General features: G+C 46.3%; 7 protein-coding genes. All 7 read right to left on the bottom strand.

What is annotated here, in order from left to right; translation table 11 throughout:
• Window positions 1–9: 9 nt before the first annotated feature.
• The 7 genes from MKX41_RS29080 to MKX41_RS29050 all read right to left on the bottom strand — a co-directional run bounded on the left by MKX41_RS29080 (window position 10) and on the right by MKX41_RS29050 (window position 13,688).
• Complete coding sequence (locus tag MKX41_RS29080) at window positions 10–1,716, bottom strand: methyl-accepting chemotaxis protein (protein WP_340974243.1); 1,707 nt, start codon at window positions 1,714–1,716, stop codon at window positions 10–12.
• A gap of 209 nt (window positions 1,717–1,925) precedes the next feature.
• Window positions 1,926–4,505, bottom strand: coding sequence for a DUF4430 domain-containing protein (locus MKX41_RS29075; RefSeq protein WP_340974241.1), 2,580 nt, complete (start codon window positions 4,503–4,505; stop codon window positions 1,926–1,928).
• 209 nt (window positions 4,506–4,714) lie between these two features.
• Window positions 4,715–7,675, bottom strand: coding sequence for a GAP1-N2 domain-containing protein (locus MKX41_RS29070; protein ID WP_340974239.1), 2,961 nt, complete (start codon window positions 7,673–7,675; stop codon window positions 4,715–4,717).
• Entirely contained in the window at window positions 7,672–8,934 is a 1,263-nt protein-coding gene (locus MKX41_RS29065; protein ID WP_042124368.1) for a TRAFAC clade GTPase domain-containing protein, read from the bottom strand. Before MKX41_RS29065 ends, MKX41_RS29070 begins: the two co-directional genes overlap by 4 nt.
• 84 nt (window positions 8,935–9,018) lie before the next feature.
• The gene (locus MKX41_RS29060; protein ID WP_042185104.1) at window positions 9,019–9,660 is read right to left on the bottom strand and encodes a hypothetical protein; all 642 of its coding nucleotides are present in this window, start codon (window positions 9,658–9,660) and stop codon (window positions 9,019–9,021) included.
• Between the two features lie 22 nt (window positions 9,661–9,682).
• Complete coding sequence (locus tag MKX41_RS29055) at window positions 9,683–10,954, bottom strand: vWA domain-containing protein (RefSeq protein ID WP_340974238.1); 1,272 nt, start codon at window positions 10,952–10,954, stop codon at window positions 9,683–9,685.
• 331 nt (window positions 10,955–11,285) lie between these two features.
• Entirely contained in the window at window positions 11,286–13,688 is a 2,403-nt protein-coding gene (locus tag MKX41_RS29050; RefSeq protein WP_340974236.1) for a transcription initiation factor TFIID, read from the bottom strand.
• Window positions 13,689–13,691 lie beyond the last annotated feature (3 nt).

Here is a 13,691-nt window from a genome sequence, read left to right as displayed (position 1 = left end):
CATTTCGCGTTATAATTTAAATCGCGCTAAAGTCTTCTGCAGATCTTCCGCCAGCACCGCTAAATACTGAGCTGATGCGGACATTTCCTCCATAGCAGACAGTTGCTGCTGACTAGCTGCGCTGGTGTCCTGAACACCCACTGCCCCTTTATTGGATATTGCATTGACCTGTTCCATTGCTGCCGCTACACCTTGTGACTCTAAGGAGACATGTGCAACTGCCTCTCTAATCTCTTCCGTCTGCAGCGTAGCTTCTTTAATAGAACTTTGAATCTCATGAAACGCTTGAGATACGAGCTGACTTTGAGCTACGCCGTGAGAGACTAGCTCGGAGCCGAAAGCCATTGATTCTACTGCTCTTTCAGTTTGCTTTTGAATATGCGTAATAATATCCGTTACTTTCAGTGAACTGTTTCGTGTCGCTTCTGCAAGACCCCGAATTTCTCCGGCAACTACAGCAAAGCCGCGTCCATGTTCTCCAGCTCTCGCTGCTTCAATAGAAGCATTAAGCGCCAGCAGGTTCGTCTGTGTTGCAATTCCGTTAATCGTTGTAATAATTGTATTTATATCCTGAGACAGCTGCCCAAGGTTACTAATAATCTCTTGGCTCTGAGTTACGCCGGAGTCGATTTCCTTCATCTGTTCAATGATGTTATCTACGGCGATTACCCCTTGATCTGTTGAACCAGAAGCGACTCCCATAAGGTCGGACATTTCAAAACTGCTACTTTCTACGGCCGAAATATTATTGGTCATAGCTTGTATAGACTGAGAGGTACGATTAATACTTTCCGTCTGTTCATCAAACCCCGCTGCAATCTCTCCAGAAGCTTCGGCGATCATTTGCGAAGCCAGCGAGGTCTGCTCAGCACTAGCGCTCATCTCTTGCGATGAGGCTGATAACAATTCTGCACTCTCCGCAATGCCTTGCATCATCTTCCGTAAGCTCTCCAGCATATTGTTAAATGAGCTATTAATTTGGCCGATTTCATCCTTAGCGGTATATGTTGCTGTGACGGTTAAATCCCCATTTTCCGCCCGCTTCATTAAACCTTGCAGTTCCTTAAGAGGTTTCGTAATCAGTCGAATGATTGCAACACTAAGCACGATACAAATGATCCAAGAGAACGATATCAGCACTATACTTTTAGTCTTCATGCTCTTAGCGGTAGCCGTAGACTCTGAATTATGATCTCCAGCTCCCTTTAGCAGCGAATCGCTTATTCCTTTAAGCATATTGATCATTTTCTCACGAGAATTACTAAACTCACCTGTGAATACTTGAAAGGCCTCTTGACTACCTTTGCTATCCGCAACCTGAATAATACTATCTCTTTGTGCACGATAGTCTGTTAAGGAGGACTCATATTCCTTTATTTTATTCACTACCGCACTATCATTGTACTGGACGGTCTTCAACTTGTTCAAAAGATTATTATTTTCCTGAACTTTCTCCGTAATGCTCTCTTTCAGTTGTTTGTTCTTGTTTACATCAACGCTCATCAAGCGCTCCAAGAGAAAAGCTTCAATGGCCCGATTGTTTGTACGCATTTGTCCCACGTAAGAAACAGGCAACAAGTTTTCATTATACGTCTCTGTTGTTTTTTGGGCCATTTTGTCCATGGTGATAAAGCCAGTTACCCCCACAATGTTCAACATGACTACAGAAAATACCAATAGAATCCCAATTTTGAATTTCACTTTCATATTCTTCATCTGCACTCCGCCTTCACATGATCTTACTAACTATCTATTTTTATCGGTAAGAAAGGCGAATAGTGTGATGATTTTTAAATAAAATCATGAATAAAATGTCGAAAAAAAGTTTCTATTGTCAAATAATGCAACGAACGAAAACAAAAACGGACACTCGATCCGCTAATACTCCGAATCGTAGTGTCCGCCTAACGAATAATCAGCCCTACTTATTCACCCGATGAATAGTACCAATATAATATATCACCATTCTCTAAAATGTAGCTGTCCGCGCTGATACTTGGATCAGCATCTCTATTCGTCTTATACTTCCATCCACTGCTAGGTCCGCCATCAAATTCGGACAAACCATCTATTGATTTCACGTATTTACTTCCAGCGTTTCCGGATGATACTACCTTATCGCCCAATTGACTAATCAATAAGCTATAAGCCGTTTCGCCTTCTTTTAGCGATACTGTTGTACTGTTCAGAATCGTACCCTTCTTGTTATCCCCAACGACTGAAATGGTAGCCGTAGCTTTAACAGGAGCAATAACATCTGAAGCAATGTTTAGTGACTGAGTATAACGCGCCACACTAGGCACTCTATCTTTAGCATATCCGGTAACAATGATCGTATAGGTATTCGCTGGTAGACCTTGGTCAAATGCAGCTACACCCTTAGCATTTGTGATCACCTTCTGATCACCGATCAAGACCTGCACGCCAGCGGCTGGAGAAGTCACTGGATCGGAAGTAAAGGTATCCTTATTCCACACCCATTTTTTCTGAGAAACTGTTACTGTGAAAGCTTCACCCGGCTTCGGTTGTGCAGAGGATACAACCGCAGTATCAACAACCTGTGTGGTTTCTCCAGCATAATATACAAGAACACGGTCGGATTCCTGTAATTCAAAAGCGTCCATACCCACACTTGGATAGATCCATTCACCGCTACGCCATACTACGAAGCTCCACCAGCCATCATAAAGGCCTTGAGTAACTCCATGAATGCCCGATACAAAATTACCATACGACGATTTCGTGATATCTACTTTAAAATCATTGGATAACCCCAATTGCTGCAAAGCTTCAAGCGCATTGGAAGCCTTTAAAGTCCCCTCACCGATCAGTCCTTGCGGACCCTCAACGGTAAGTGAAGCCGTTACATTCTTAGGAATTACCTTTAGATCTTGAGTATATTTAGCTATCGATGGCGCTTTTCCTTCACGATAGCCTGTTACAGTCAGCTTGTAATCACCTGCTGGAACATTCCCTGAGAATAGCGCCTCGCCTTTAGCATTTGTTGTTACGATGCGATTTCCAATTTGGACCTGAACGCCAGATGCTTTGGCAGTTACCGGGGAGGATGTATTCGTTACAGCGTCCCATTTCCATGTCTTACTAGTCACTACTACAGTAAAAGAATCGCCCTCTTTAAGGCTTGCTTTGGACACCGTTACCGAATCTACAAGTTTAGTATCATCTCCAGCATAATAAACCAAGACCTGATCTGAATCTTTAAGCGCAAAATCACTCATTCCAACATCAGGGTTGATCCATTGAGAGTTACGGGATACGGCATACATCCATCCGTCATAGCCGCCATAGCTTCCGGCGGGAATGTTTCCAATTCCTGTGACATATGCACCGGAAGGATTCGTGATCGGCAAATTCGTCTGAAGAGCCAATTTCTCTAATGCACCAAGCACGTTGCTAGCATATCCATATCCTTGTGCTAAAGTACTCTTAGGACCCTCTACAGTAACAGGTGCATAGATTAAGGCATTCTGAACGGATGACTTAGAAAAATCGTATAACTTACTGTTACTGCCTTTATAGAGTAGATTGTAGGCTACAAGCGCCTGAAGGCCTTGCTCAGTAGCTAGAATATTACTGCTTCCGCCACGGCTATGAGCGAAGCTTCCGTCAGCTAGACGGTAGCTCAGCAGGTTACCGATCAGATTCACTTTATTCTTGGTATATTCTAATCCACTTGGATCTACACCGAAGGATGTGAGACCTAGAATAGCTTGTGCAGCACTCTCAGCACTATCTCCGTAACCTCCATGACTATCCTGAGCATTAGAGAGCCAAGATATGGCTTGTAGCCCTGCTGTGTAAGCTTCTGCATTACGCTTATGTGCCGCTAGAGCGGTCAAAGCTATCGCTGTCATATCTGGCTCACTAGCGCCTGTCGTTAAGGCAAAGCCGCCATCTTGATTTTGCTTGGAGAGAATCTCAGCAATGAGCTTATCCGCTGTCCATTTCGCGTTATATGGAATGTTATATTTACCAGAGTCCAGTGCGAGCAAAGCATATACTGGATTATTAAGTGTCTGTCCACTGATTTTGTCATGATTATAGATCTTCTCTATTAAGTTATAGCCAGGTGTTGTTCCGCTTCCAGCAAAGTTGGTAGGATCAGCACCTACCGCTCTTACTGCGAGTACAATTCTCGCATAATCCGTTACGTTCGCGAAATTCCCCTCTGCATCTTTCACCTTTTTCTCAAGAGCTAGACGGTAACCTGCTGGCAGTTTGTATCCCGCTTGAGCCAGCCCAATCGCTTGCCAATCCGACTGCACGCCACCCTTTAGAATAAATTCTGCAGCTGTATAGGTCGCATCCGCAACATTAATCCGCTCTGCCTGAGCAGCTGCATCGCTAGATTCATCTAGTCCGGTGCTAACACCCGCCTCTGCGAAGATGGTTCCTGCCGGAGCAAGGGATGTTCCTAAAATTGAAATGACCATGAATATGGCCAGTCCAAGTACAAAAAACTTGGAGGTGACTATTTTCTTCATTGTTCAACCTCTTTCTATAAAGGAATGGATACTACATAAAATAAGAGCGCACAACATAAAGACCGCCCCTAGAAAGGGCGGTATAACCTTATTTTCATAATCATATCTATTAATACATAGCATGTCTATAGAAAAGCTTTGTATGAGTAACAAAAAAAAAGAACAGCAGAACCAACCTTTCGGTATTGTTCTGCTGTTCAGAAATTCCTTTATTCAGCTGTTCCTTCCGGACTTGCAGTTGGAGAAGGTTCAGCACTTGCGTTAACACCCAGTGTATCCTTTGGAGCGGGATCTACAATCAATGTAAATCTTCCCGCCTTGATCATACTTTTCTCTACGATGGTCGCTCCCGGTTCTAAGGTAACCTCCACCTGATAGGATGGCTGTACCCCTTCTGTGACAGCTGTCGCGGATGGATCAACTGTGTTATTCTCCGCATCAGATGAAGGCGTTGGAGACGGTGTGGCATCGGCTCCTGCGTTAGCAGCGTCCGCACCTTCAGCCGGTTCAGAAGTAGTGCCTGTTGCATCCGCTGACGGAACTGGACAAGTTCCATGGCTAGCAGCGACTTTAAAGCTCTTATCCACCACATTGGAAGAAGTCATCAGACTAATCTCCGGCGGATTAAATTGCACACAATCATCAGCTTTGGCAAACGTGAACACCAATATGCTGCTCCCCTTATCTCCTTCGACGCTCTGATCCTTCAAGTATACTGAAGCCGGAGGCAGCTCATTGCCTGCACTCTGAACGGGTGTCGGCTCAGGGCTTGTCCCCGGCAGAGCCGTCTTTGGATCATCCGGACGCAGCATACTGAATACGATAATTGCGATAATCACCAGAATGCCCGTGATGGAACCGGAGATCAGGAGTCGAAATCGACTGCGGCTGATCCAGCGCGCCAGCGGGGAAGCGAGCTGGGAGCGAGCTTCATTGTACACATTTTGAAGAGCAGGGCGTGCTGTAGCAACATAGCTTTTACGGAACTCACGATTCTTGAAGGCTTCGCGGTCACTGCTCTGGAAATACTTCAGAATCGCCCGGCGGTAACCCGGATAAAGCTTTTTATTCGATATCGTAAATAAAGAATTTCCTTGAGACCATGCAAAAAATCGATAGATAACATCCTTATCGGTACCGGCTTTATGCTTTACTAATTCCAAGAGTGCGTCATAATCCAGTGGACCACCCTCGCGCTGACTGGTGTAGTAGAAAGCTAGAGGCAGACGTTCAAAAGGCTCTAGCACTCGGGCTTCCTTCAGTAAACGGCGACCGAGCAGTTGTACATCGTCCAGCTCCTTTGGAGATAAGCCTGCAAAAATCTCTTCATTCGGCTTCTCTTCACCAAACCAGCGATAAGCAGCGCGGAGCGCATTTTCTTTCTGCTTGCTAATTCTATCTAGTGGCGGCTGCCAATCCACGACATTGCCATAACGTAAGAAAACAACCTCCAGTAAGTCCTCCTGCGTCATTTCAGTAAGGGATAGCCGGTTCAGCAAGAATCTGTCTGCAGATGCTGCCAGATCCTGCATGAGCGAGAGTACTTTAGGAGATACGCCTGTCCCTCTACGTCGATCTTTCTCCGCTTTATCTACAGTGCCATGAATTTCCGCCACCGCAGCAACCGGATCAGTCTCCAGTTGTAGCTTTTCTAGCAAGTAATCCCTTACTGCATCCTGAGCAAAAGGTTGCTCTAACGCAGCCGGCAGAAAACGGCCCCAATGGAGTACAAAATTCAGAATGTCCATAGATTTAGATGCAGCAACTAGTCTTGATTCCATATAAGGTTCTAATAACTGCTTACGGAAATACGCTTCAGACATTACCCGTTGAAAAAAAGCAGCGCTTAGCTCATCATTACTCTCAATGATACCGTAAGCTGCATTGAGAACATCTTTGCGTCCCGCTTCCACGCTATGAAGCATACCATTAATGAAATAATCAACAATTCTGACTTTGTAATTATGATCCTTGAGCACAAAATAATCCTTAAAGCACTCCATAATTGCAGGATCCGGGACATTCCTTTGCCGGACTAAATCAAATTCTCGGTCGAACCGCTCCAAGAAAATATCATTCAGTCGGATTCTGGAATGAATCGCCCCCTCCGCTTTAAGATAAGAGAGTAAACCACTCAGCACCGCGCTCTTGTTCTCTGTATATAAGTGCTCATTCCCCTGCTCAATCTCATAAAATACGGCTAACTCATTATAGAGAGCGAGCGATAGTTTATGCTCAGGACTTTCTCCGCGAAGGATCTGATCAGCAAAACTTACGAAATCGTCGAGATCCCCTGGATTCAGAAGTAAAAGCTTCCAAACCAGATCAGCATACGGCTGACGGGACTCGCCAAAATCTACATTCCCCATCCGACCCGAAACCAAATCGAATGTGAAGTCCTTCTCGATGCTGCGATCACCGGGACGGAGCGAGCCTTTTTCCACAAAGCTAAGATGAATATATTTACGGCTTTGCGGTTCATTCGCATACGTAATCACGCCTAATCTGCGGCGGAATTCATACGGCAGCACGCTATATAAAATCTCTGTAAGCTCCACCGCACGTGCGGACAGCTCCGTGATAGGTACATTTAGAGCGATATAGATTTTTTTCTTACCTGCCACAGAGAGCATCACCGCTTGCAGCAATGCCTTAAATATCCCTTCATCAATCCCTAACAAGCGTAAACCCGCTATAGGATCAGGGCGACGATCCGTACGTATAACTGGAATAGCTGACAGCTCCGGTAAGGTTCCGCCCAGCTCTCCTTCATAACTTTTTGCGAAATCAGCATGCAGAAAGTCGCCGTAGCTCTGAATAATCTCCTCTGAACGTGAGGCCGGAACTACAAAGTTATGTGCAAAAAAGGCGCTCCGCTGGCCCGTAAAATCCGTTGCTTGATAACGACTCGTCCCAAGAACCGTGTCGCCATTCTCTGCATGGAACAGGTGCAGCGCACTAGGATATAGAGTCTCATCCTTCTCCCCACGCGCGGCCAGCTCTGCTGGAGCATCGTAGAGACAGAAGGGATGCAGTGTTTTTTTGATAAAATTATTGTCCAGACTGTCCGATTTCGCTACTGTATCAAAACCTTCAGTGGAACGAAATAATCCGCGGCGTTCGCGGGTATACATTTGTTGGGCGATCTTGGACCCTGAGAAAACATTCACGGGCCGTCGCTCCCCTCAATATACTTCAGCTTATGCAGCAGCCAAATAAACGGCTCGTCTACACGAATCGGGCTTACTACACCCTCAATCTTCTGATTCACAGGATTACTGCCCAACGCAGATACCGCAAAATAGCCCGTATTCGAGAAGTACACATCCATCGTATCTTTAAAAGGTCTGTCCACCTTACCAATAAATCTGCGGATTTCTCCGTCGATGTTATGGAATTCATCCATATTCAATGTTTTGCGATGGACATAGTTATTGAACACATTACTGTTGGACTTGATGTAATCGCCATCCTCATCCTTTAGCGAATGCAGCATATCACTTTTCGCAAGAACGACTGCTGTTGGAATGTCAGTTTTGCTCTTTTCCTGATAAGCGATAAAATCACCGAACATCGTCAGCACAACATCACGCGGCTCGTCATATTGCGAGACCCATTCGCCCGGGCGATCACCGATGTTAATATGAATCTTCTCACGGATCGAACGGATTTGCAGCGGATCGACCATAAACAGAATACCGGCAGAGTTCTTAATATGTTGACCGTGTAGTCCGAGATAATCCTGATCCACCATGCCCTCACCCGCTACATCAAAGAACACAAGTGTCAGCGGCGGCTTTTCTTCATCCTTAAAAACAAATTGAAAGATAAACGGCTCCTGCATTTTCTCCTTCTGTGTGGAAGCTAGCAGATCCCCGCGTTCAAACAGCGGTTCTTCATAGAGCGTACGGAACTTACGGCTAATCTCCGCGTTGAGCGGCATACAAGCGGCATCGAAATGACCTGCTGTCGTATGCTGCAAGGTATGAATCAGCGCGGTCATATATACCGACTTCCCGACTTGGGAAGCTCCGATAATCGAGATAATGTTACTTGGAACCTTACCTGCAGTCACAGGCAGCTCGTTATGGCAAGATGGACATAGCCGTCTGCGTGTAAGCACTCCATAACGATCCGTAAGCCCTGTTAACACATGATCGGTATAATGATGGTATTCTTCCGGAATATCCGCCGGATTAATGATTGCTTCTATGTCATCCACCGTATCGAGCCCAAAGCGCTCACGGTATTTATTCAAGGCATCATCCTCGCCCAGCGCGTAATTCTCATCGTCCTCTCGGCTATGCATAGCCCGAAAGACTACATCCTCCGGAGAGAACTTAGTGAAGCAATACGGACACACAATATCATAAAAAAGCGGCCTTGGCTCCGGCTGATTCTTTTTCATAAAACGGCTAAAAAAAGACATCTACTCATCCTCCCAAAAGTTGTATCTGCGTATCTTGCTATGGACAGGCATTGTCCAACACTCGCTTGTACGCATAGACTGATCTTACTCCGGCACCAGCTCGTAATAAAGCCCATACTTAGGACCGTCGGTGAAAAAGATGCGTACAAAATCATCCTTACCGATCTCAATCGGCGGGAGTACATTGCGTCCAGGGGCGAAATCCTGTACAAAGGGAAAGAGAATACCATCCTCTTTCCCTGCCGGATGTCCTCCCCGTTTCTTAACATAACAGAGGACATCTCGAGCCACTGGAACTTCTGCCGTAATCGCCATATGTACGGTCTTTTGTTTTCCGAATAATCCTCTTTTTTGTTGAACGGAATAATAGATTCTGGCTTTGCCTGCACTGACCACCACACGGTTCGCACCGTCACTTTGCCTCACCAGCAGTGTCTCTCCGTTCTCAGCAAGGCGAGCGTATATGGTATAGGAGACTAGGCCGATCTCATCCAATCGATCACGGTATCCATTGTTAGATTTGTATTCCTCACGAGTGTAGAGCTTCATTCCGACCGGAGGAATATCCCCGGTGCCAATAGAAGCCTCTTCTGCGGAGGTCTTATGGATGTACACCGCCTGCACGCCGTCCGGCCATCGCCATCTCAGCGTACAGAACCGTTCATCCACTTGAGATGTCACATCCGTTATTACCAGAGCGGAAGCATTATCCTCGGCGTACCTCATTACTGTAAACCCCTTTCAACTACTAGAATCCTTTGCTATTCCGATTTCTCCGTCGATCAGGAAAGCTTTCTGACGATGGATTAGGAGCTGCATTATTTCTTCTATTACGGTAAATACGTCCTTCACCTACCGGAATGACGCCTGTAAATAATGAGATGATTGCAGCCAATATAAGAACAGCAAGGAGGCGAATTAGGCCGTCAGTGAAATTGTGCCCGCTAAGTCCAAATTCCAGAATAAGCCCTGCGAACAACCCTGAGATTACGCCGCCAATCCCGAAGCTTTTTGCTAAATGACGGTTATCAAACATAATACCAAGACCGAGTCCAAGTGCAGCACCGATTAACATCAGCGACAAAATACGAACTGCAGCATAGTATGGACTATCTGCCGTAGCATCACTACGCACCGTAAGCAATGTCCGATCTCCCAAACGATCATAGATTTGCTGGAATACATCACCCAAAAGAGCCGTATCTGTCACATCATAATAGTGACCGCCCGTTATTTTCGCAATATCCTGCAGCAACTGGGTACCGGCAGGATCCTGCATCCCCAGACCAATGGTATTTACGGCAATTCCACGATCTATATAGGTCTGTAGTTCTCGTGAGGTGTCGAAATTACTGACTCCGTCCGACAGCAAGATGACCATAGCGCCTTGATTTTTTCTGCCGTCACTGTCTATCTCCTTAAGTGCTTCCGAGATCGCACCACTAATGTTCGTGCCACCCTCAGTTGGTTTCAGATTATCAATGGCAGTCAACACCTTCTCACGATTCTGCGAATCCGAGAGTGGTGTTAACGGCTGGACGACTACAGCTTCGTGGTTAAATGTCACCACCGCTACCTGATTGTCATTGTCCATTCTCGCAATTAACGCCTTAGCGGCTGAATAACGGCTGTTATCAGGATCACTCTGCGCCATACTGCCAGAGTCATCGATAGCCATTACAACATTTTTAACCGGTTTAGCACCGCCAAAATTCAGCTCATAAACGAATTCTGTTAATGCTCCAACTCCAAGTGCAAGGACAATCATCAGAGGCAGGAGCTTCCAGGATAAACCTAGGTAACGCTGCTTCCACGAGGCTCCGTTCAGCCGTGGCGAGATCATTTCTGCAAGCAGACAACCGATGCCGATACCGAGTGCTACTATGGCAAAATAAATGCCAACGAGCAAGATGGAAGGCAGATCGTTGTACCAGCTTAGCAGCCACTCGCCAAAAAGAAAGGCGACCCCGCCGCCGATCAGACTGAAGAAGAGCAGGAGCAGATTGATTTTTCTCTGCATCGTTATACTTCCTTTCCGGGAGAAACCTGAATTGTACTCTTATGGCCTTAACATTGTTCGGGGGTTATGTAGCCCGATTAACGGGCTGCCCGGATGTGTAATCATCCCCCAGATTGCACTTTGTGCAATAGAATGGAATAAAAGAAACATCTATTTCTATTCTATTGCATAATGTGCATTGGAAATAAGGAGAAATGTCCCTATTCCAGAAATCTACTTAAATCTATTGTATCAAATACAACAGAACTCTAATTAAAGGTTATATCCGATGATTCTATTGCACAAAATGCAATAAAGAGACTCAAAGTGAGGGTACCCATCTATTACGCCATCAGCGCATCTCGGGAAGCTGCTCTTCACTCACCCCATGAAGCTGATAGCCATTCTGAGCATAGGTTTCATAATAAACCTTACCATTACGGTAGTAGAGCAGGTCTTCTAAATGGAAACCACCCATCAGATTTAGCTTCTCCACTCCGCTCCTGCGCTGTTCATGCACAAAGCCTAAGCGATAAATGCGGGTCGTCTCATCCACACCAAATGCATAGCGCAGGAATTCAGATGCGCTGTCTCCGAAGAAATATTTTTCCTCATGACGATGCTCTTGCGTGTATTCGAACAGACGAACATTGATCGTCGCGCTATCCTCCAGATTATGGTACAGACGCTTGAACAACTCTTCCTTGGATAGAACCTGACGGTTCTCATAAGCAGCCGCAACATTTGCACGCCGCAGCAATTCTTCTTCGAAAGATAGAGCAAACGGATCAGCCGTTAATATTTCCCGCTGACAAATGCCAATCAAACGCTCCGCTACCGCTTCTTTGCCTTGCTCTAAAAGCTTAGAAATGCTACCCATGTACTTGTCACTAAAGAATATCCCTGGCCCACGCCGGGTCTCGATCTCTTTCATTACATCTTCTGTGACAACTCGATAGTATTCCATCACGTTCTGGCCAGTGGTTTCGTTCGTTCGCCCAATGCTGTCCATCACAGTAATACGTAACTCTTCTTCGAGCGTCTCCATAGCTTTCACACGGGCCACACATTCCACGTGAAGCTGCTCAAGCGCAGATTCCAAACGACTGCACAGCGCAAGCTCACTTTCCATACATAATAGCTCATATTTTTTGCCATATACCGCAGAGAATAAGTAATGAATGAAGTTGCGTACCGTTCGTTTGTCAAAAAGCGGCACACGCTGGAACGGTTGGCGCTCCACACTTTCCGCATAAAGATCCTCAAGCTCATCCTGCGCGGAGACAAGTGCTGAACGCAATCCAGTCATATGCTGACGCAAAGCATGCAGCACACTGCCACCCTCATCGCGATCAGCTGTCCACTCCGCAAGCTGATAGAATGTTACTGCTGGCGTAGCTGTTTCCTGTGCCGCCAATAGGGTGCGCCATCCACGAAGAGGATGAATACCTTCTACTCTCCGGTTAGACTCTGCGACAAAATTATTACGGAAATAAGCTTCGCCCCCATCACCGAACAGCTGCTGTTCAGCTTCACGAAGTGACAACTGCTTCAGCTCATTGTAGGATGGACGTCCATGGCTCATTAGCCCCGTCATTTCACCAAGGCCGTCTTTCTCTGGGACTAGCTGCTCCCTATGCTCCCGCAAACTATCAGGATCCAGCCCTAATAGAGATTGACGCTCGCGCATAGTCCATGGACTACCTTCACGCATATCCGCTGCAAGGCGCCGGAAGGCGTGATACAGCACCGCCAAGGCAATTTGGACATTAGGTCTTCTCACGCCAGAAAAGCCTGCGGAGGCGTAGCCTTGTCTTCCTGTGCTACCTCTAATACCGCTTTTGAAGGTCATATTGTTATAACCACCGTGTCCTGTAGCTTGATCAGAAGTCGGGCGGACACGATTCTTAAGTAGGCTAATATGGGAGATGATCTCATAGTTATCATCCATGCCGTGAGCCGACATCATGCCGCGCTCATTCTTATCGGAGAGCAGATACACAAGGTCAAATAAAGCGGAAGGACCATGACTCACTGGAATCGACAGACCATCCTCGGTTACAAGCAGCGGTGCATTAAACGTATAGTCCGTAGCTTGCATTCTGTCCAATTCACGCAGAAAAGCCAGCCCTACTGAGCTGGAATATCCAAAATTATCCCCTTGCTCCCGCTCATTGATTAAAGCGTAGAGATCCGTCTGTACCGACTTAAAGGACTGGCTGAGTATTGCTCGAGCCAGCAGTGTAATTTCTGGCAACAATACATTAAGCGGGTCATCGACCCGCGTAATGATAGAGAGATGGATCACGTCAAAAGATGAATATAGCCGTCCATAATCCGCTATACTGTTGCTCAGCCGCCGAATAACTTTATTCATTTCAGCAAGATAACGTGTATCCTCATGAAACTTGCGGTAAAGTTCATGACGCACAATGCGTGGATCTGACCCTGCCATATCCGGCAAGGCCATGGCCAGCACCCGGTCTTTTCCTCCTGCATCAGAGCCCCTCTTGCTTCTGTCTGTGTCCTCACTCTTCGTGCCTGACACAGCATGTAATGCCATAACACCGCCGGCGTTATCCCATTTTCGTTCGCAGCTATCCAGCACCGGACCGATGGCCGGAGCAACCTTGTCGCCTACGAACAGAAACAGGGCAGGGTAATGGATGCTGCTGCGTCCATCCCCTTTGCTGCGCTGTGCCTCTTCCTGTACCGCATATTGTTCACCATAAGATAATGCCAGTGTTTTGATCATAGG

The sequence above is a fragment of the Paenibacillus sp. FSL R5-0475 genome, from assembly GCF_038004585.1.
In the GTDB taxonomy this organism is placed as follows: Bacteria; Bacillota; Bacilli; order Paenibacillales; family Paenibacillaceae; genus Paenibacillus_AQ.
The sequence above is the reverse complement of the archived record's forward strand: the minus strand, read 5'-3'. Positions and strand labels throughout refer to the sequence as shown.

What these genes read in the sequence shown, in the direction of transcription:
- MKX41_RS29080 (WP_340974243.1), bottom strand. Translation starts at nt 1,716, where the DNA reads ATGAAGAATATGAAAGTGAAATTCAAAATTGGGATTCTATTGGTATTT.
- MKX41_RS29075 (WP_340974241.1), bottom strand. Translation starts at nt 4,505, where the DNA reads ATGAAGAAAATAGTCACCTCCAAGTTTTTTGTACTTGGACTGGCCATA.
- MKX41_RS29065 (WP_042124368.1), bottom strand. Translation starts at nt 8,934, where the DNA reads ATGTCTTTTTTTAGCCGTTTTATGAAAAAGAATCAGCCGGAGCCAAGG.
- MKX41_RS29060 (WP_042185104.1), bottom strand. Translation starts at nt 9,660, where the DNA reads ATGAGGTACGCCGAGGATAATGCTTCCGCTCTGGTAATAACGGATGTG.
- MKX41_RS29055 (WP_340974238.1), bottom strand. Translation starts at nt 10,954, where the DNA reads ATGCAGAGAAAAATCAATCTGCTCCTGCTCTTCTTCAGTCTGATCGGC.
- MKX41_RS29050 (WP_340974236.1), bottom strand. Translation starts at nt 13,688, where the DNA reads ATGATCAAAACACTGGCATTATCTTATGGTGAACAATATGCGGTACAG.